This window comes from Aquamicrobium terrae, from assembly GCF_040545735.1.
In the GTDB taxonomy this organism is placed as follows: Bacteria; Pseudomonadota; Alphaproteobacteria; order Rhizobiales; family Rhizobiaceae; genus Mesorhizobium; species Mesorhizobium terrae_A.
In genome coordinates, this window is sequence record NZ_JBEPML010000026.1 from 46786 (window position 1) to 66530 (window position 19745).

Sequence of the window (19745 nt, forward strand, 5' to 3'; positions counted from 1 at the left end):
GGTGCAGGATTGGCGAATGGGCCAGTCGCAAGTGGTGTCCCGCTGCGGTCGGCAGGGCCACCAGTCAGAAAGGGTGAGGTCGACGATGAACAAAATCAGTCCGAACCTTGAGGATGCGGTTGCCGACATCCGGGACGGCATGGTGGTGATGATTGGCGGCTTCGGCGGTTCGGGCGCACCGATCGAGCTCATCCATGCACTGGTCGAGCGATACAGGAAGACCGGATCGCCGAACGCATTGACCGTCGTGAACAACAATGCTGGAAACGGTGCCATCGGTATCGCGGCAATGATCTATGCCGGCATGGTCGCCAGGATGATCTGCTCGTTTCCGCGCTCGAGCGATCCGAAGGCATTCACCGACAAGTATCTCGCTGGCGAGATTGGGCTGGAACTGGTGCCGCAGGGCACGCTGGCCGAGCGCATCCGGGCCGGCGGCGCGGGCATTCCCGCCTTCTACACCCCGACAAGCTACGGCACGCAGGTCGCCGAGGGCAAGCCGGTCGCCGAGTTCGACGGGAGGAAATACGTCCAGGAGCGCTGGCTCAAGGCCGATGTCGCCTTAGTCAAGGCTGAGTTGGCCGACCGCAAGGGCAACCTCACCTACCACATGGCAGCGCGGAATTTTTCGCCGCTGATGGCGACCGCGGCCGCAACCACCATCGCGCAAGCGCGGCAGATCGTGGAGCCGGGCGAAATCGATCCCGAGCATGTCATAACGCCGGGCATATTCGTCGACCGGATCGTGGAAGTGCCCGATCCGAAGCAGGAAGAGGCCCTGTTGCGCGAAGGAGCCCAAGGATGAGTGTAAAGCTGACGAATGCGCAGATCGCATGGCGCGCGGCGCAGGACATTCCTGACGGCGCCTATGTGAACCTCGGCATCGGTTTTCCCGAGATGGTCGCCAAGTTCAAGCCGGAAGGCCGCGAGGTGATCTACCACACCGAGAATGGTATCCTTGATTTCGGCGAGGCGCCGCCCGTCGGCGCGGAGGATTGGGACCTCATCAATGCCGGCAAGAAGGCCGTCACGCTCAATCCGGGTGCCTCCTTCTTCCATCACGCCGACAGCTTTGCCATGGTGCGCGGCGGCCATCTGGATGTCGCCATCCTTGGCGCCTACGAGATTGCCGAAAATGGCGACCTGGCCAATTGGAGCACCGGACCGGGTTCAGTGCCGGCTGTCGGCGGAGCCATGGACCTGGTGCACGGCGCCAGGCGGGTCTGCGTCATCACCGATCACACCACCAAGGACGGGAGACCGAAGCTGCTGAAGCGCTGCCGTCTGCCCCTGACCGGGGTCGGCTGCGTGACGACCGTCTACACCAGCCTTGCCGTCATCGACATCGTTGCGTCGCGCTTTGTTCTGCGCGAAAAGCTTGCCGGCATCAGCTTCGACGAATTGCAGGCGCTGACCGAAGCCGAACTGGTGGTCGAAGGTGCCGTCAAAGATCTGATCGTTCCGGAGGTCTGAAATGCCCGATGCCTTTATCTGCGATTATATCCGCACGCCCATCGGCCGCTTCGGCGGACAGCTCGCGGCCGTCCGCGCCGACGATCTCGGCGCGGTGCCGCTGAAGGCGCTGATGGAGCGCAACGCGAATGTCGACTGGGAAGCGGTCGACGACGTCCTCTATGGCTGCGCCAACCAGGCCGGGGAGGACAACCGCAATGTGGCGCGCATGGCGCTGCTGCTGGCCGGCCTGCCGAATGTGGTGCCCGGTGCCACCATCAACCGGTTGTGCGGATCCGGCATGGATGCAGTGATGAGTGCCGCCCGCGCCATCAAGGCCGGCGAGGCTGAACTGATGATCGCCGGCGGTGTGGAATCGATGAGCCGTGCGCCCTTCGTCATGCCCAAGGCCGAGACGGCCTTCTCGCGCCATGCCGAGATCCACGACACCACCATCGGCTGGCGCTTCGTCAACCCGCTGATGAAGAAGCAGTATGGTGTCGATTCCATGCCGGAGACGGCCGAGAACGTGGCCGAGGACTTTGCTGTCAGCCGCGCTGATCAGGACGCCTTTGCCGCCCGCAGCCAGGCGAAGGCCATTGCGGCTCAGGAGAACGGCAGGCTGGCGCAGGAAATCGTGCCGGTGACCATTGCGCAGCGCAAGGGCGATCCTGTCGTCGTGTCGAAGGATGAGCATCCGCGCGCCGGCACTACTGCCGAGACGCTGGCCAGACTGCCGACGCCGTTCAGGAAGGAGGGCGGTACGGTGACCGCCGGTAACGCCTCGGGCGTCAATGACGGCGCTGCCTCATTGATCGTGGCTTCGGAAGCGGCCGCGAAGAAATATGGTCTGATGCCGATTGCCCGCATCCTCGGCGGCGCGACCGCCGGTGTCGCCCCGCGCATCATGGGCATCGGCCCGGCGCCGGCCACGCAGAAGCTGTGCGCGCGGCTGGGTATCGCACCGTCCGCCTTCGATATCGTCGAACTCAACGAAGCTTTCGCCTCCCAGGGCATCGCCGTGCTCCGCACCCTCGGAATCTCCGAGGATGCGGAGCATGTGAACCCGAATGGCGGGGCGATTGCGCTCGGCCATCCGCTCGGCATGTCGGGCGCGCGCATTTCGGGCACCGCCGCGCTGGAGCTGAAGCTGCAGGGCGGCAAGCTGGCGCTCGCCACCATGTGCATCGGTGTCGGCCAGGGCATCGCCGTTGCGCTGGAGCGCGTCTGAGATCAATCCGGCAGGTCGACCGCGACTGTCTTGTCCGCAAGCGTGGTGAGCGGACACGCTATTTGTGTTGTCGAGAAGGCCAGTCACTGCCGGATTTTTTCTGCAGTTCCATTTGAAACTCCAGTTCGCGGCAGCGTCCCACCAGGAATTTTGCGAGACGATCCGCTGCGACCGGGCAGGGGGATGCTCTCGATCGCAGGATTCCGAGTTGCCGGTCGGGGTGTCCGATCTTCAATGGAAGTGCTGCCAGCGGTGGCCTACCGCGAGAGAGGAACACGACGGAAAAGGGCAAGACTGACAGGGAGTCCGATCCGCCGAGAACGGATTCTATCGAAGCCAGCGTGCCGCCGGAAAAGTTGACGTTGAAATTATCGCAGCCAATCGCATCGAGGATGCGCAAAAGGTCCTTGTGCAGAGGGCTGTTCGCAGGGGGCGCCACCCAGGGATAGGCTTCGGTTTCCGCCAAGCTTGGCTTTGCGGTGCGCGTCAACGGATGCCCGGCACGGCACGCGATCACATTGTGCCCGGGCAGGAGCGGCAGGAACTCCATGTCGTCCGGCACCTGGCGCGGGTTCAGCGGAAGAATTGCCAGGTCCAGCCCGCCATTGCGAATACCCTGTTCCAGCGTGTCGATATAGCCGTAGGTCTGGTCGATCTGGAAGCCGTGGAACTGCGTTTGAAAATCAGCCAGCAGTCGCGCCACCACGCCGTCCATGAAAATCGGGGATCCGGCGACGCGCAACCTTCCTGCAAGCCCCTGCCTGAAGCGGTCCACCAGAAGGCTTGCCTCTTGATTGGCGGTGCGGATCTTCTGGCCCAGCCGCGCCAGAGCGCGCCCAATCTCCGTCGGCTTCCGCGGCCTTCGCCCGGGCTCGAACAACGGCAGGCCTATCCGATCCTCCAGCAGGGCCATGGTCCGCGATACCGATGGCTGGGATTTGCCCAATTCTTCAGCGCCTTCGGTCAGGCCGCCCTTCTCGATGATGGCCGCCAGGATTTCGAGGTGTTCGCTGAGGATTTTCATAACTCAATATTATATTATCCCGCCGTCATATGATCAACATTCGCTCTCTGCGACGGTATGCTATCTTTGAAAAAGGGAGGCTCGCCGCATGTCATATTCGCGCGATGAGTTCATGGCTCGCAGTGCCGTCTGCATGCTGCGGACGGGGCTTTATGCGTGGGATCCATGCCCCTTTCTTCGCGGAAGATCTCACATAGAGGAGTGAAGATGAGAAAGTGGAGTTTGTGTTTTGCGGCCAGCGTCCTGCTAGGGCAGGCGGCCATGGCTGCGGAGCCTTTCTGCCAGGATCGCGGCGACAATTTGCGGGTGACGATCCTTGGCTCCGGCACTCCGTTCCCGACGATCGAGCGTTTCGGTCCCTCGACCCTGATCGAGGCGGGTGGACAAAAGCTGGTGGTGGATGCCGGCCGTGGCGTAACCCAGCGGCTGTGGCAGCTTGGCATTCCTATCGGCAGTATCGATGCGGTGCTGCTGACCCACCTGCATTCCGACCACACGGTGGGGCTGCCCGATGTCATGCTGATGGGCTGGCTGCCGCCGGCCTTTGGCAGGCGGACCGTGCCGCTGGCTCTTTACGGTCCGGAGATGTCCTCCGAACTGGCTCGCGGGATTGAAGCTGCCTGGGCACGCGACATCGAAATCCGCGCCGAGGACGAAGACCTCGATCCCGCCGCCGCAAAATTCCAGGTGACCGAGATTGAGCCTGGACTCGTCTATGACAAGGACGGGCTGCGCATCACTGCCTTTCCGGTTGATCACGGCGCGCTGATCACTCCCAGCTATGGCTACCGCATCGAATACAAGGATCATGTGGCGGTCATTTCGGGCGACACCCGCTATGACGAGAGAGTGGCGCAACAGGCCGCCGGAGCCGGCCTGCTGCTGCACGCGGTGATCGGTTTCAAGCCCTCGACAATTGCCGCGCACCCGCAGTTGCAGCGGATCGTCGATCACATGGCCAGCACCTCGGATGTAAATAGGATTGCTCGTGCCGCCAAGGCGGAGCTTACCGTGTTGACGCACATTACCCAGATGCCGCCTGATCCGCCATCGCTCGACGAGATGTTGGCAGAGATTCGGCAGGACTATTCCGGGCGGGTCGAAATGGGCAAGGACCTGTTCTGCATAGACATCGGAGAAGAGGTCAATTCAGGCATGCGTGAGTAGCCTGCCGCCTTTGCCTGCGACAGTGATCGGCGGGGTGCCGGGCGGTGAAATGCTTGCCCGGCAAGCTGCAGTGGATACCGCCGGCAGAAATGAAGGGTTCTATCGTGCAGGTTCGTTCTCAGGCGGACATGCCACAACCGGGTCCACGATCCTTTTCCATCTTGCCCTTCAGGACCGAGAATTCACCCAGCAGATGCATCTTCAGTTGAAGCGCGGCCGGGCTGGGGGGCATCGTCTTGGACTGAAGCACTCCGAGCGAGCGCGGTGGATGGGCCAGCGTCAGCGGCAGTTCCGCGATCTCTCCAAATCTGCGCTGCGCGAACACGACGCCGAAAGGCAGTACCGCCAAACTGTTTGACGCGCGCAGATGTTCGAGGATGCCGGCGAGGGACGCGCCGGAATAGCTGATCCGCACGCGGTCGGCGCCGAGGCCGATAAGCGCGGTTTGCAGGTCCGCGCTGAGCGGGCTGCCGGGCGGCGGTTCGATCCACGAATAATTCAGCACATCGGTCGACCGGAACTGGCCGGCCCGCAAAAGCGGGTGGGCGCCGCTGCAGGCGATGACGTTGCGTCCCGGCAGGATCTCCTCGAAGCCCAGATCGTTTTCCGCGTCGAAGACCTCGATCGGGCAGACGGCCAGGTCCAGCCGCCCGGCTCGGATCTTGGCGGCCAGATCGCCGGTATAGCCATAGGTCTGGGTGATGCGGACATTCGGCCGGCGCTTCTGGAAATCGCCGATCATCGCGGAAATCAGGGCATCCATGAAAAACGGCGTGCCACCGATGCGCACCGTCCCCCGTTCGCCGCGCGTAAAGGCTTCGACCGCGTTTTGCGCCCGCTGCATCGCGTGGCGGACCGCCGCCCCCTGCTCGGCCAGATCGCGCCCCAGCGGCGTCGGCTCCAGCGGCCGGCGGCCACGCACGAACAGTGGTTCTTTCAGCCGCTTTTCCAGATAGGCGACGGTTCGCGACAGGCCGGGCTGGGTGGCACCCACCAGTGCCGCGGCCTCGGTCATCCCGCCGGCTTCGACGATGGCCCAGATCTGAACGAGGTGATGCGGCGCTATTTGCATACCAATCCGGTATTCTAAATTTGAATCTTATCATTTGATGGTATCATGCAAGCCCTGTCATAACTACCCCTGAGTAAGCGGTACGGGAGGCCGCGTGGCGGCGAGGCCCGCCGCCAGGGAGGCAGCATGGACATTCGCAACTTCATCTATCAGGGCTCGCCGGCGCGGATCGTCTTCGGTGCGGGCGCGCTGGAGCGGGTGGCGGAGGTCGTCCAGGCTCTCGATTGCAGGCACGCGCTGGTGCTGTCGACGCCGCAGCAGGCCGAGGATGCCGGGCGCCTGTCTGGCGCGCTCGGCGCGCTGTCGGCGGGGGTCTTCGCAAAGGCGGCCATGCACACGCCCGTGGAGATCACCGAGCAGGCGCTCGAGGCAATGCAGGCAGCCGGGGCTGATTGCACGGTGGCTTTCGGTGGCGGTTCGACCGTTGGGCTGGGGAAGGCCATCGCCTATCGGCTGGACACCCCGCAGATCGCCATTCCGACCACCTATGCCGGGTCCGAGGCGACCCCTATTCTGGGCCAGACGCAGAACGGCGAAAAGACGACCGTGCGCGATGGCTCAATCCTGCCCGAGGCCATCATCTACGACCCCGAGCTTAGCCTGGGCCTGCCCTATCAAATGACGGTGACAAGCGGGCTGAACGCCATGGCCCATGCCGCCGAGGCGCTTTATGCGAAGGACCGCAATCCGATTTCCACCCTGATGGCGGTCGAGGGGCTGCGTGCCTTCACCGGGGCGTTGCCGGTGCTCAAGGGCGCGCCGCGCGACATGACGGCGCGCGGCGACGCGCTTTACGGCGCCTGGCTGTGCGGGACGGTGCTCGGCTCGGTCGGCATGTCGCTGCATCACAAGCTTTGCCATGTTCTGGGCGGGTCTTTCGATCTGCCCCATGCCGAAACCCATGCGATCATCCTGCCCCATGCCATCGGCTTCAACGAAGCCGTCGCGAGCGAGGAACTGCGCCCGATTGCCGAAATGCTGGGGCACGGCTCCGCCGGCGCGGGCCTCTACGACTTTGCCAGGAAATTGGGCGCGCCGGTCGCGCTGCGCGACATCGGCATGGCCGAAGCGGATCTGCCCCGCGCCGCCATGATCGCGACGCGCAACGCCTATTGGAACCCGCGCGAGATCGACCGCGACCAGATCCTTGCGCTGCTTGGCGCCGCATGGCGCGGGGAAAGACCGCAAGGCTGAGGCGGGCAGACCGCTTGCGCAGCCGGACAGGAAACGAATTGTAGGGAGGAAGACATGACATCTTCGGAAGGAATGGCGGATCGCAAGGACCGTCGCGATATCGCCATCATCGGTTGCGGCCCGACAGGCCTGACCGCCGCGTCGCTTCTGGGGCAGGCCGGGCACAGGGTGATCGTCATCGAAAGATGGCCTGATGCCTATGGCCTGCCGCGCCTGTCGCATATCGACGGGGAAACCGCGCGGCTGGTGCAGTCGGCCGGCGATATCGAACATGCCCTGCGCGACGCCTCGGCGCTGGAGCAGTATTTCTTTTATGACGATCGGGGCGATGTGCTGATCGATATGGACTGGCGTGGCGACAACAGCGGCTTTCCCGCCCATATCGCCATATTCCAGCCCGAGATCGAAGAGGCGATGTATCTGCGCGCGCAGGCGCTGCCTAATGTCGAATTCCTGCGTGGCTGGGAGGTCACCGGGATCGAGCAGGACGGCGAAACGGCCACCGTCTCAGCCCATCCCTGGGAAGGGGCGTGGAAAGGCGCGCCCGACCAGCCCGAGGAGATCCGCAGCTTCGAAGTGGATTTCGTGATCGGCGCCGACGGTGCGAACAGCTTCACGCGACGCAGCCTGGGGATCGAGCGGTTCAGCTACGGCAAGCATGAGCGCTGGCTGAATCTCGATTCCGAATATGTCCGCGATCTGGGCGGGCGGTTCACCAAAGGCGCGATCTATTGCGACCCGGCGCGCGCCCATATGTTCATCCCCATCGGCAAATCCCGTGTCCGCTTCGAGGTCCGACTGCTGCCCGGCGAGGAAACCGCGCATTGGGAGGACATCAAGAACGGCCTCGGCTGGCTGAAGAAGCAGCACGGCCTGACGCTGGACGACGTGAAGCCGATCCGCAACGTGGTCTATACCTTCGACCCGGCGATCGCCAAATGCTGGAAGCAGGGCAGGGTCCTTCTGGCCGGCGACGCGGCCCATACGATGATGCCTTACATGGGGCAGGGCGCCTGTTCGGGCATCCGCGACGGCGCGAACCTGGCGTGGAAGCTGGATCTGGTGCTGGCGGGCAAAGCCGATGCCGCGCTGCTGGAAACCTACGAGACGGAGCGTCGCCCCCATGTGACCGTCATCACCGAGACCTCGAACATGTTGGGCGCGGTGGCCAATGAGGACGATCTGGAAAAGGTCGCGGCGCGCAACGCAATGTTCCGTTCGGGCAATATGCCGCCGCCGCCGGCATTCCCCCGGGTCGAGACGGGGGTGGTCCACACCGAAGTCGATGGCCGACTGCACCCGGCCACGGGCGCGCCGACGCCGCAGGGGCGGGTGCGTCTGGGCGAGCGTGAGGGCCGGATGGACGATGTGGCCGGCAGCGGCTTCCTGATCGTCAGCCGCCAGGACCCCTTGGATGTACTGGATGCGACAGCGCGGGCTTTCCTGAACGACCTCGGCTGTCGCTGGATCTTGGTGGGCGAGACGGACACAGAGTCCGGGATCATGCAGGATATTGACGGTGACCAGCTCCGTTACCTTTCGCAGAACGGCTTCGCGGCCTATCTGCGGCGGCCTGATTTCCTGCTTTTTGGCGGAGTTTCCGAACTGTCGCAACTGCCGGGACTGATAGAGGATCTGCGTGCCAAGCTGTGCTGGAAAGCCGGTCGGCCCGTTGAAATGCCTGAAGTGAGCGCCGCATGACGCAGGATGACCAGACGGCCATCGCAAAAGCCAATGCCGCGCATCAGCGTGCCATGTCGATGCCCCGGCTGCTGGACTACGGCATGGATTTCGCCGACGCGACTGCCCTCTTCGCCCGCACCGGCGCGGGCGAAGCATGGCACGAGGTGGCAGCCCAGCTTGGGCGCGAGCGGCTGAGCAGGGCCGACCGGGCCGAGACGGAGGGCCTGGCGTTCACAGCGGCCGAAGAACGGCAGCGCGCCATCGCCGCCCTTGTCTTCGCGCAGATGGCCTTCAATTTCGACGTCCCGGAAAAGCGCGCGCTCTATGACGAGCTGGTCTCGGTCTGCCATGCGCTGGGCCGGGTCAGCGATCTGCCCTTCGCGCGCTGCGAAGCCTCTTTCGGCGACAGGCGCCTGATCGGCTGGCTGGTCCGCCCGCTTTCGTCGCGTGCCGCCGGAACCGTGGTTCTGTTCGGCGGCCAGAGTGGCTGGGGTATCGCCTATCTGCCGGTAGCCCGCGCGCTGGCGCGGCGCAATCTCGCGACCCTTCTGGTCGAAGGGCCTGGGCAGGGCGAGACCCGGATGGAGCAGGGGATCTACCTCGATGTCGATACCGACGCCGCCTACAGCGCCTGGATCGATGTGATCCTGGACGATCCGACGCTGGGGACGCCCGGCATCTGGGGCAACAGCTATGGCGGGTTGTGGGCGGCGCGAACCGCAGCGCACGACAAGCGGATCGCGGCCTGCTGCGTCAATGGCTCGTTCGCGACGCCGGGCATCCTGCCTTTCCGCTCGGCGTTCGAACAGTCGGCGGCGATGCTGGGCACCGAGGACCGTGACGCCCTCGAGGCCAACTTCGCGCGGCTGCGCTTCGATCCGACGGCCATGCGCATCGATTGCCCGCTGTTGGTCCTACACGGGGGCGCCGACCCACTGGTGAACCTGCCCGACCAGCAGCCGTTTCTGGAGGCCGCCACCGGCGAGGCTACCTTGAAGACCTGGCCCGATGGAGACCACACCATCTATAATCACAGTTTTGACCGGACAACGCTGGTGGCCGACTGGTTCGCCGCGCGTCTGGCCCTCCGCTGAGAACCGGGCACCAGATTCGGCTCATATCGTTCAAGGGAAGAAACCGATGGCAGAATTTTTCACCGAAGCGAATTCGGCCGAGGCCGTGAACGCCCGGATGGGTGAGGCCGCCAATCCGCGCCTGCGGCAGGTAATGGCCAGCCTTGTCCGGCATCTGCACGCCTTTGCCAATGAGATTGAGCTGACCCAGCAGGAATGGGATCTGGCCATCGAATTCCTGACAGCAACCGGAAAGATCTGCTCGGCCGAGCGGCAGGAGTTCATCCTGCTCTCCGACACTTTGGGCTTTTCGATGCTGGTCGATGCCATCAACAACCGCCGGCCACCCGGCGCGACAGAAAATACGGTGTTCGGCCCGTTCTATGTCGAGGGAGCTCCGATCCGCGAAATGGGCGACACGATCTCGCTGGACGGCAAGGGCGAGAGCTGCACCTTCGAAGGTCGGGTGATCGACCTTGACGGCAATCCAATCGCGGGCGCCTGCGTCGATGTCTGGAGCGACAATGCCGAAGGGTTCTACGATGTGCAGCAGCCGGGCATCCAGCCGAAATGGAACAATCGCGGCCGCTTCATCACCGGGGCGGACGGCGCCTATCGCTATATCGGGATCAAGCCGGTCAGCTATCCGATCCCCGACGACGGGCCGGTGGGCAAGATGCTGGGCCAGCTCGGGCGTCATCCCTATCGGCCGGCGCATATGCATTTCAAGGTCACGGCGCCGGGGCATGAGACGATCATCACCCATACATTCGTGGGCGATGACGCCTATATCGGGGACGACACCGTCTTCGGTGTCAAGGAAACGCTGGTCGCGCCGTTCGAACGCATCGGCGGCGATACCGAATGGCGCTCGGCCTTCGATTTTGTGATGGTTCCGATCGCCAAGGGCAAGGCATGACGACACAGAAGCCCTGCAAATAGGGCCATCAGGCTCTTTCGGGTGCTATCTATCCGCCCAGCGTCATCATCGTTTCTGATTGCCTCCGGACAGCCTCGATCACGGTTTCAACATCCATCGCATCTTCCTTCACGAAGTTCATGAACGACATGTTCATGGTGTTGAACAGGATGCGCCCGGTGACCTCGACATCGATGGCACCGCCGATGGAGCCTTGCCGTTTGAGCTTGGCCAGAAGCCGGCAAACCTGCTGGCAAAGCTTTTCGTCAAGTTGGCCGTAGTGACGACCTAGCCGCGATTCCGGATGCAGGATCGACATCGACATGGCGGCGCGCCACATCTCCTTGCTGAGGTAATGCAGGGAGTGCCGCAGATAGATGTCGAACAGCGCATCGACCGCATCGGCCGCCCGGGCGGGCGGCCTGGTAAGGACGCTCTCGCCCGCGCTGATGACCTCGTTCACCTCCAGGGAGACGACGGCGATCAGCACGTCGCCCTTGCTTTCGTAGTAGTTGTAGATGGTGCCGACCGAGACGCCGGCCTGCTCGGCGATGGTCTCGATCTTCACGCCCTCGAAGCCGAATTCGCGAAACAGCCGCGCTGCCGCCTCGACGATACGGCGGTCCCTGTCGATCTTCTGCCTTTGCCTCAATCCGGTCATCGCCGGGTAAATATGAATTGACTCATTTTTGAAGGCAATTCATATTTTTTCAGGATGCGATTTCGGAAATTGGACAGGGAGGAACCGATGTCTAACGAACGATCTTCATTCGCGGCCGGATGGGGCCTGCTTGCCTTTTCGGTTTCCGTCCTGGCGTTTTCGCCGGCCCAGGCGGCGGAGGAGCTCAATGCTCTTGTATGGTGCGACAACACCGATCCGGCCCTCATCGAGCCTTTCGAAAAGGCCAACGATGCCAAGGTCAACCTCAAGGTCTACGAGGGCACCGGTGCCGGGCTTTCAATTCTCGACCAGTCGCAACCGGGCGATTGGGACGTGATGGTCATCGATTCCATCGACGTGCAGCGTATCGCCCAGGAGCGTTTCCTGCCGCTTGCCGACGACAGCCTGCCGCTCGCCGACCAGTTCGCCGAAGTGCGCATGGACGACATTCTGGTGCTCGACGGCAAGCGCTACGCGGTGACGGAGAAATGGGGCTTCAACGCCATCTCCTACAACAGCAAGGCATTCTCGGCCGAAGATGTCTCGACGCTGGAGAAGCTCACCGATCCCAAGTTCAAGGGTCGCATTGCCATCTATGACTACTACCTGCCGGTGCTCGGCATGGCCTCGGTGGCGACCGGCACACCGACCAAAGATCTCAGTGAAGCAACGCTGGCTCCGGTCAAGGACCTGATGCTGAAGCTCAAGGCCAATTCCAAGCTGGTCGGCGAGGTTTCGGCCAGCCAGACCGCGCTTGCCACCGGTGAGGTGGACGTCGTGGTCGGCGCCGGCGAATGGGTGACGGCCGGCCTGCATGCCGAAAACCCGGATCTCGATTTCGTCATCCCCGAGGAAGGCGGCATCCTGTGGACGCAGTCGCTGGCCATCCTCAAGGACAGCAAGAAGGCCGATCTGGCGCTGAAGTTTGTCCAGCATGTGCTGAGCCCCGAAGGGCAGGCGGCGCTTGCCACGTCGTCCTGTTACTGGGGCATGCCGGCACAGAAGAATGCGGCGCTGAACGACGAGCAGAAGGCGACGCTCAAATTCTCGTCGGAGCAGCAGGCGAAGGATCTGGCGGCTTCGAACCGCTATCCCGCCCCTGACGCGGATCTAGACAAGAAGATGCAGGATCTGTGGAACGACGTGCTGCAGGCCAACTGAGGCAGGCACGGTTTCCGGCGCACCTTCGCGGCAGGAGCATCTTCCTGCCGCGGGCATCCTGATACAATCTTTTGTCGAGGTCACGAGACTGCGATGACCGGTTCCAAGATCAACTGGCATATGGTTTTGCTGGTCGGCCCGGCGGTACTGTTCACGGCGCTGTTTTTTCTGGTTCCGCTGATTGCGATGGCCGTCGCCTCCTTTACCGGCGGCGGCGGGCTTTCGTTCGACAACTACCGGCACTTCCTGACCCAGCCGAGCTATATACGGGCGCTGGTCAACTCGCTGGAGGTGACGCTGGTGGTTACGGGCATATCCGTGGTGGTTGCCTATCCGCTGGCCTGGGTGCTGGCCGAGCGCGTGCCGGAGCGCTGGCAGCGGGTGGCACTTATGCTGACCATCCTGCCGTTCTGGACCTCCTATGTGGTGCGCTCCTATAGCTGGCTGCTGCTTCTGGCCGAGCGTGGCGTCGTCAACCGGGCACTGCTGGCGAGCGGCCTGCTCGACCAGCCGCTGCAACTGGCCAATACCCGCACCGCGACGGTGATCGGCTTCATCCATTTCTTCATCATGCTGTTGACGCTCACCATCTATGCCAATTTCCGGCAATTGAGCCCAAGCTACCGCAAGGCGGCGGCCGATCTCGGCGCCAGCGGTTTGCAGACTTTCCTGCATGTCGTGCTGCCGCTGACGCTGCCCGGCATCATAGTCGGGGCGTTCCTGGCCTTCGTGCTGGCGATAGGCGATTATGTGACGCCGCAACTGTTAGGCGGTTCGAACGAACTGTTGATGCCGCAACTCATCATCCAGCAGATCGGCCGACGTGCCGACCTGCCGCTGGCCGCCGCTTTGTCGCTGATCCTGATGATCGTCATCTCCATCGTCTATCTCGCCTGCTCGCGCTGGCTCAAGCTGGAGCGGACATGACGCCATGAAGCGCTTCCTCGACCTGATCGCCGGCCTCTATGCGCTTGTCGCCTACGGCTTCATCTACCTGCCGATCGTGGTGCTGGTGCTGTTCTCCTTCCAGGCCAGCCGCTTCCCGCTGCCGCCTTTCACCGGGCCGTCGCTGCGTTGGTACGGCGAGGTGCTGGGCGATTCCAAATTCACCGGCGCGATGGTCAACTCGGTTGTCGTCGGCGTGGTCTCCTCGGCGGTCGCTGTGCTGCTCGGCTTCCTTGCCGCCTATGGCTGCGCACGCATGAGAGGCCGCCTCGGCGGGGCGATCCGCGCCCTTTTGATCGCGCCGCTGTCGGTCAGTTATCTCATCATCGGCATGGGATTGGTGGTGCTGTTCAATTGGGCCGGCGTGCCCAAATCGCTGTTAGCGGTCGGTATCGGCCATGTGGTGATCAACCTGCCGCTGTGCTTCGCCATCCTCTACAGCCAGATGAGCGATAACATCATCCGGCTGGAGCAGGCTGCCCGCGACCTTGGCGCACGTGAATGGCAGGTGCTGTCGCTGGTTGTCGCGCCAGTTCTGTGGCCGGCGCTGCTGGCGAGCTTCGTCCTTTCGCTCACCCTGTCGTGGGACGAGTTCCTGATCGCCTTCCTGCTCACCCGCTTCGAGACGACGCTGCCGGTCGAGATATGGACGCTGCTGCGCTCCGGCCTCAACCCCAAGGCAAACGCCATCGGAGCGGTGGTGTTCGGCGTCTCGATCCTGATGGTCGTGCTGGCCGAACTGGCGATCTTCGGCAAAGGAAAGAAGAAATCATGAGCGCCCCGGTCGTCTCGATCCGCAATCTGTCCCATGCCTTCGGCGCGCTGACGGTGCTGCATGAGCTGTCGCTCGACATCCAGCCCGGCGAATATGTCGTGCTGCTGGGTCCGTCGGGCTCAGGCAAGACCACGCTTTTGTCCATCCTCGGCGGCTTCCTGCAACCGACGAACGGTGCAGTGCTGATCGATGGCCGGGATTGCACCCATATGCCGCCGGCCAAGCGCCCGACCACCACCGTGTTTCAGGACTATGCCTTGTTTCCGCATATGAGCGTCGGTGCCAATGTTGCCTTCGGCCTGCGCATGAACGGCGTGGCGAAAGCCGAGCGCCAGCGATTGGCCCGCGAAACGCTGGCGCTGGTCGGACTGAAGCAAGTGCTGGACAAGAGGCCGCATCAATTGTCCGGAGGCCAGCGTCAGCGCGTCGCGCTGGCCCGCGCGCTGGTGATGAAGCCGAGGCTTCTGCTGCTCGACGAGCCTCTGGGGGCGCTCGACCTCGGGCTGCGCCGGCAGATGCAGGAAGAGCTGAAGGCGATCCAGAAGCGGGTCGGCACCGCCTTCGTCCACGTCACCCACGATCAGGAGGAAGCCATGGCGCTGGCCGACCTGCTACTGGTCATGCAGGATGGCCGTATCGTCGATCAGGGAAACCCTGAACGCGTCTATACACAGCCCTCCACCCGTTTCAGCGCCACATTCATGGGCGAGAACACGCTTATCGACGCCGAGGTGACCGAGATATCGGGCACGACCGCGACCTTGCGCACGGCGCTCGGCACGCTGGCGCTCGACCGGCCGGGCATCCGCAAGGGCAAGGCGACCCTGACCGTGCGACCCGAGAACTTAAGGCTGGGAACCGCGCCATCGGGTCGTGTCTCGCTCGGCTCCGGCGAGGTCGCAGAAAGCGTGTTCCAAGGCAGCTATCGCAAGGCAGTGGTGCGAACAGGAAGCGGCGGGGATATCCTGCTGAAACTTCCTGTCGACATGCCGGTCAGGATCGGCGAGCGTGTCGAAGTGCATGCCGAGCCGCGTCACATCGGCCTGCTGCAGGAATAGGGACATCATGGCCGTGATCGCACAGAAGGACTGGTATGAGGTCGTCCGGTTCGCGGATGGCATAAGCCTGATCCACGAGCCCTGGATCAAGCCCTTCTTCCGCTGCAACATGTGGCACGTCAGCGGCCGCGACTTCGATCTTCTGGTCGATACCGGCCTCGGGCATTTTTCGTTGCGCGCCAATGTGCCGATGCTGCGGGGCGAAAAGCCGCTGGTCTGCGTGGCCAGCCATGCGCATTTCGATCATATCGGCAGCCACCACGAATTCGAGGAGCGCTGGATTCACGCCGCCGAAGCGGAAATCCTTGCCGATCCGAGACCGGAATGGACGCTGGCTGCCGGTTATGCGGACGAGGCCATGTTCATCGCACCGCCTGAAGGATGGGATACGAATGCCTATCGCGTAAAACCGGCACCGGCGACGAAGCTGCTTGTCGACGGCGACACGATCGACCTCGGCGATCGGCGCCTTGTCGTCATCCATACGCCGGGGCATTCACCGGGTGGCATCGCTCTCTATGAAGAGGCGACCGGCACCTTGATCGCCGGCGACATCGTCTATGACGGGGAATTGGTGACGGATACCTTTCATTCCGATCTCAACGACTACCGCCGTTCATTGGAACGGCTTATGCGTCTGCCGGTGACAATCGTGCATGGCGGGCATTTCGCCAGTTTTGGCAGGGCACGCCTCCGGCAGATAGCCGGTGCGTTTCTTTCACTGCACTGAAGATCATCGACAGCGGCTACGCACAGCGTTGAATATGGTGTTCAATCAGGGAAAGCAGCCTCTGATTGTCCACGGTTTGCAGGATGTGAACCGGCGCACCCTGCGGTGCCGACACCCCGACATCGAGCCGCAGGTTATCGCGCCCGTAGCGGCAGGTCATGCCACGAGCTACGCCTTCCAACGCGACGTCCACAAAGTCGTCGATTCCGGTGGTCAATGAGGGATCGAGCAGCCAGGCGATGGTCAAGGCATCATGGATCCAGCATCCCGGCAAATTGCGGGTGCGCATGGAGTAATCGATCCATGGCCGCATGGTTTGCTCCAGATAGCTGCCGAGAACGCTCTTATACTGGGTGAGCCGGTCGAGATCGGCGTGCACCATCTGGGTTTGCGTCGTCACGTCCATGGGCACCAGGGTGATGGGCGCGCCGCTGGTCAACACCGCATGCGCCGCCTCGGGATCGATGCCGAAGTTGGTGTCCTTGAGATAACCGGGAACGTGGAACGCGCCGCCCATGATCACGATGCGCTTTACTGCGCCTATCATCTGCGGATAGAGCTGAAGCGCCAGTGCAACGTTGGTCAGCGGCCCGGTTGCCACCAACGTGATTTCGCCGGGGTTGTTGCAGATCAACTCGCCCATGGCGTAGGGGGCCATGGGCGCGGAACCGGGGCATGGCTGCGGCGCTTGAACATCGTCCCACAGCTTGTGCAACCCATGTCGATCGACGCCATGATCGAGCCGTTCACGCCATGGCGCAGGGGGCTCCAGCAGCGCACGGGATGCGCCGCGCCAGACCGGCAGTGACTTCTCCAACCGCCGCACCAGATCGCAAGCCACCGCATAACCGACTTCGCTCGGCGTGTTGCCGGCCACCGTCGTGATCATCTCCAATGAGATCTGCGGCGCGGCGAAGGCCAATGCCAGCGCCAGGCCGTCATCCACATTGGCACCGGCGATGCCGTTTCCCGGATCGCAGTCGATGATCACACGCATAGGTTCACTTTTGTCAGCTTGATGGTTCATGTCCAGAACAGCCGCACGACTCGCCCACCTGCAAATCGAACTTGAATTCGGTATGACGGATTTCCCCATCCCAGTTCTTCAGCATGTCGATTGCTGCACGGGCCATGTTCTCTATCGGCTGGCGCACGGCAGTCAGCGACGGAACGGTGTAGAGGGATTGCTCGGTGCTGTTAAAGCTGACCAGGGCCAGATCCTGCGGCACCCGTAACCCATGTTCCGCCAGCGCACGCAGGCAGCCTATCGCCTGCTGCTCGTTGGTGGCGAAAAGGGCGCGCGGCATGGGGCCGGCCAACATGCGGCGGGCGGCCTCATAGCCACCCGCGCGGGTGTAGTCCGTGGAAAAGATCCACGCCGGATTCACTTCCTGCCGGTCCTCTTCCAATGCCTGTTGCCAGCCGCGAATACGATCCTGGGTATTGAGCATCTCGCGCGGGCCACAAATGATGCCGATACCCCGGTAGCCGTGCCCGGTAAGATGCCGGGTCACCTGATAGGCGGCTTGCTCTTCATTGACGTGGATCATGCTGACGTCCAGCCCGAGGTTGACCTGGTCCAGCATGACGCACGGGGTGCCATTCGCCCGGATCAGGTCGATATAGGGATGACGGTCCACGCTGGTGTAGATCAGCCCGTCGACCTGGCGTTGCAGCAGGTTGTTGATCAGCTCGCGTTCGCGCTCGCGTTCGTCGCCCGAATCGCCCAGAAGCAGCACCTTGCCGTCGGCGAAGGCTTCCCGTTGCAGGGCATGGGCCATCGACGCAATAAACGGGTTGGCGATGTTGGGCACCACGAGGCCATAGGTCTGCGTGCTGCCCGAAGCCAGCGCCCGGGCGATGCCGTTGGGGCGGTAGCCGGTTTTCTTGATCGCCGCCAGCACCCGGTGCCGGGTGGCATCCGCCACCGGGCGTGGGCCGTTGTTGATGACATAGCTGACCACCGCCACCGACGTGCCGGCTTCCTTGGCGACTTCGGCACGTGTTATGCGCCGGGGAGGGGATCGGGTCATGGGCTGCTTGTCACATCAACGACGGAATCAAGGATTGCCGGACAGCATAAGACGTTGCGGCCCGAAAATCCTTGGCGGAAAACGGGCCGCTCCACGTCGAATTCCGATCAAATCGCGTCTTCAGGCAGGTTGAGATCCCTCCCGCGGGTCTCCGGCGCAAAGAAGGTGGTGACAAACCCGATCCCCGCCATCAGTGCGAAATAGGCAGCGATGGGCCACCAGTGGCCGGTGAACGACAAAAGGGCAGACGCCACCAGCGGCGCCGTGCCGCCCGAGAGGATGGAGCCCAATTCCTTGGCAAACGCCATCTTGGTATAGCGGTTGGTCACGCCGAACAGCTCCACGCCCCAGGCGGCCTGCACGCCGAAGATGCCCAGCGAGGCAAGCCCCATGCCGGTGATGATGGTCGGAATGACGATCCATGGCTCACGGCTGTCCAGCAGCATGAATGCCGGGAACGCGTAGATGATCAGCAGCAGGCAGAACCAGCGATAGACGATGCGGCGGCCGAAACGGTCCGAGAGCCAGCCGGCCAGCGGAATAATGGCGAACCCCAGGATCGAAGCGATGAATACCGCAACGGTCGGCACGGACTTGTCGACCATCAGCACCTTGGCCACGTATCCGATGATGAAGCCCTGGGCCAGGTAGGAAGGGCCGTTCTCGCCTATGCGCAGACCGACCATGATCCAGAATGCCCTGGTGCGCTGCCAGAAGCTGCGGGTGTCCTGTTTATGCGTTTCCTGCCCGCGCCTGAGCGCTTCCTCCCGTTCCGCCTGCAACTGGGCCTTCTGGCGTTCGAACACCGGCGTTTCGCGCATGTGACGGCGGATGAACAAGGCGGCCGCAGCAATCAGCATGCTGCCGAGGAACGGAATGCGCCAGCCCCAGCTCATGAGGCTCTCTTTGTCCATTTGCAGCACGATCAGCCACACCAGCGATGCCAACAGCGTTCCGCTGTTGGAGCCGAGGGCGATTATGGAGGAAACCAGTCCCCGGCGCTTTACCGGCGCGTATTCGCCCAACATGACGGTGCCACCGGAAAGCTCCGCGCCGGCACCCAATCCTTGGGCAAAGCGCAGGATAACCAGGCATGTCGGTGCCCAGACGCCGATCTGAGCGTAACTTGGAATCAGGCCGATCAGGGTGGTGGAAAGTCCCATCAGGGCGATGGTAGCGACCATAACCACCTTGCGGCCGTGGCGGTCGCCGATCCAGCCGAACAAAAGGGCACCGATGGGGCGGGCGACAAAGCCGACCGAATAGGCGGCGAAACTGGAAAGCAGCGCCATGACCGGCGTGGCTTCCGGGAAAAAGACGTCGCCGAAAATGATGCCGGCCGCCAGGCCATAAAGGGCAAAATCGGCGTATTCCATGGTGGTGCCCAACCAGCAGGAGAAGGTCGCGCGCCAAAAGTCACGGCGACCTTCCTGTGTGGACAGGCGCTCCTGCGCCGCATGGTGATCGTCTTGCAAGTCCATAGACGGAGAAAAGGTGCTCATCGGGCCTCCCTGGGATTGAGCTGCCGGTATCCGGCCCCTACCACGATTGCCCAGCCCAATATTCT

The 19745-nt window shown here is 63.0% G+C and carries 19 protein-coding genes; 13 read left to right on the top strand and 6 right to left on the bottom strand.

What is annotated here, in order from left to right; translation table 11 throughout:
• Positions 1-85: 85 nt before the first annotated feature.
• Genes ABID37_RS24020 through pcaF form a run of 3 tightly spaced genes read left to right on the top strand, consistent with a single transcriptional unit; the run spans position 86 to position 2683 of the window.
• Positions 86-805 (top strand): 3-oxoacid CoA-transferase subunit A, encoded by a 720-nt coding sequence (locus ABID37_RS24020; protein ID WP_354199472.1) that lies wholly within the window; start codon positions 86-88, stop codon positions 803-805.
• Positions 802-1473, top strand: a complete 672-nt coding sequence (locus ABID37_RS24025; protein WP_354199474.1) for a 3-oxoacid CoA-transferase subunit B — start codon at positions 802-804, stop codon at positions 1471-1473. Before ABID37_RS24020 ends, ABID37_RS24025 begins: the two co-directional genes overlap by 4 nt.
• A 1-nt stretch (position 1474) precedes the next feature.
• Positions 1475-2683 carry a 3-oxoadipyl-CoA thiolase gene (gene pcaF / locus ABID37_RS24030; RefSeq protein WP_354199476.1) on the top strand — a complete coding sequence of 403 codons (1209 nt, stop codon included), beginning with the start codon at positions 1475-1477 and terminating at the stop codon, positions 2681-2683.
• Positions 2684-2741: 58 nt separating this feature from the next.
• Here the strand turns inward: pcaF and ABID37_RS24035 are convergent, their stop codons facing one another.
• Positions 2742-3707 carry a LysR family transcriptional regulator gene (locus ABID37_RS24035; protein WP_354199478.1) on the bottom strand — a complete coding sequence of 322 codons (966 nt, stop codon included), beginning with the start codon at positions 3705-3707 and terminating at the stop codon, positions 2742-2744.
• Positions 3708-3968: 261 nt separating this feature from the next.
• Here ABID37_RS24035 and ABID37_RS24040 point away from each other — a divergent pair, with 261 nt between their 5' ends.
• Positions 3969-4874, top strand: a complete 906-nt coding sequence (locus tag ABID37_RS24040) for an MBL fold metallo-hydrolase (protein WP_354199480.1) — start codon at positions 3969-3971, stop codon at positions 4872-4874.
• A gap of 118 nt (positions 4875-4992) precedes the next feature.
• Here the strand turns inward: ABID37_RS24040 and ABID37_RS24045 are convergent, their stop codons facing one another.
• A complete protein-coding gene (locus ABID37_RS24045; protein WP_354199482.1) occupies positions 4993-5946 on the bottom strand; it encodes a LysR family transcriptional regulator in 954 nt (317 codons plus the stop codon).
• 126 nt (positions 5947-6072) lie between these two features.
• Here ABID37_RS24045 and ABID37_RS24050 point away from each other — a divergent pair, with 126 nt between their 5' ends.
• Genes ABID37_RS24050 through ABID37_RS24065 form a run of 4 tightly spaced genes read left to right on the top strand, consistent with a single transcriptional unit; the run spans position 6073 to position 10815 of the window.
• On the top strand, positions 6073-7140 hold the full coding sequence (locus tag ABID37_RS24050; RefSeq protein WP_354199484.1) for a maleylacetate reductase: 1068 nt from the start codon (positions 6073-6075) through the stop codon (positions 7138-7140).
• A gap of 54 nt (positions 7141-7194) precedes the next feature.
• Positions 7195-8841: a bifunctional 3-(3-hydroxy-phenyl)propionate/3-hydroxycinnamic acid hydroxylase MhpA gene (gene mhpA / locus ABID37_RS24055; RefSeq protein WP_354199486.1), complete on the top strand. Its 1647-nt coding sequence runs from the start codon at positions 7195-7197 to the stop codon at positions 8839-8841.
• Positions 8838-9917, top strand: a complete 1080-nt coding sequence (locus ABID37_RS24060; RefSeq protein WP_354199488.1) for an alpha/beta hydrolase family protein — start codon at positions 8838-8840, stop codon at positions 9915-9917. The genes mhpA and ABID37_RS24060 overlap by 4 nt, the downstream gene beginning before the upstream one ends.
• 46 nt (positions 9918-9963) lie before the next feature.
• Positions 9964-10815 (top strand): intradiol ring-cleavage dioxygenase, encoded by an 852-nt coding sequence (locus tag ABID37_RS24065; protein WP_354199490.1) that lies wholly within the window; start codon positions 9964-9966, stop codon positions 10813-10815.
• A 49-nt stretch (positions 10816-10864) separates the two neighbouring features.
• On the opposite strand, the gene ABID37_RS24070 is transcribed toward ABID37_RS24065, so the two are convergent.
• Positions 10865-11476: a TetR/AcrR family transcriptional regulator gene (locus ABID37_RS24070; RefSeq protein WP_354199492.1), complete on the bottom strand. Its 612-nt coding sequence runs from the start codon at positions 11474-11476 to the stop codon at positions 10865-10867.
• A gap of 87 nt (positions 11477-11563) precedes the next feature.
• Between ABID37_RS24070 and ABID37_RS24075 the strand changes: the two genes are divergently transcribed.
• The 5 genes from ABID37_RS24075 (at position 11564) to ABID37_RS24095 (ending at position 16145) form a co-directional block, all read left to right on the top strand.
• Entirely contained in the window at positions 11564-12637 is a 1074-nt protein-coding gene (locus ABID37_RS24075) for a polyamine ABC transporter substrate-binding protein (RefSeq protein WP_354199494.1), read from the top strand.
• A 93-nt stretch (positions 12638-12730) separates the two neighbouring features.
• Positions 12731-13564: an ABC transporter permease gene (locus ABID37_RS24080; protein WP_354199495.1), complete on the top strand. Its 834-nt coding sequence runs from the start codon at positions 12731-12733 to the stop codon at positions 13562-13564.
• A gap of 4 nt (positions 13565-13568) precedes the next feature.
• Positions 13569-14357, top strand: coding sequence for an ABC transporter permease (locus tag ABID37_RS24085; protein WP_354199497.1), 789 nt, complete (start codon positions 13569-13571; stop codon positions 14355-14357).
• Positions 14354-15415: an ABC transporter ATP-binding protein gene (locus tag ABID37_RS24090; RefSeq protein WP_354199499.1), complete on the top strand. Its 1062-nt coding sequence runs from the start codon at positions 14354-14356 to the stop codon at positions 15413-15415. The genes ABID37_RS24085 and ABID37_RS24090 overlap by 4 nt, the downstream gene beginning before the upstream one ends.
• Before the next feature lie 7 nt (positions 15416-15422).
• Positions 15423-16145, top strand: coding sequence for an MBL fold metallo-hydrolase (locus ABID37_RS24095; protein WP_354199501.1), 723 nt, complete (start codon positions 15423-15425; stop codon positions 16143-16145).
• 16 nt (positions 16146-16161) lie between these two features.
• On the opposite strand, the gene ABID37_RS24100 is transcribed toward ABID37_RS24095, so the two are convergent.
• The 3 genes from ABID37_RS24100 to ABID37_RS24110 all read right to left on the bottom strand — a co-directional run bounded on the left by ABID37_RS24100 (position 16162) and on the right by ABID37_RS24110 (position 19680).
• Entirely contained in the window at positions 16162-17142 is a 981-nt protein-coding gene (locus ABID37_RS24100; protein ID WP_354199503.1) for a nucleoside hydrolase, read from the bottom strand.
• Between the two features lie 13 nt (positions 17143-17155).
• Positions 17156-18178, bottom strand: coding sequence for a LacI family DNA-binding transcriptional regulator (locus tag ABID37_RS24105; protein WP_354199505.1), 1023 nt, complete (start codon positions 18176-18178; stop codon positions 17156-17158).
• Between the two features lie 107 nt (positions 18179-18285).
• Positions 18286-19680, bottom strand: a complete 1395-nt coding sequence (locus ABID37_RS24110) for an MFS transporter (RefSeq protein ID WP_354199507.1) — start codon at positions 19678-19680, stop codon at positions 18286-18288.
• Positions 19681-19745 lie beyond the last annotated feature (65 nt).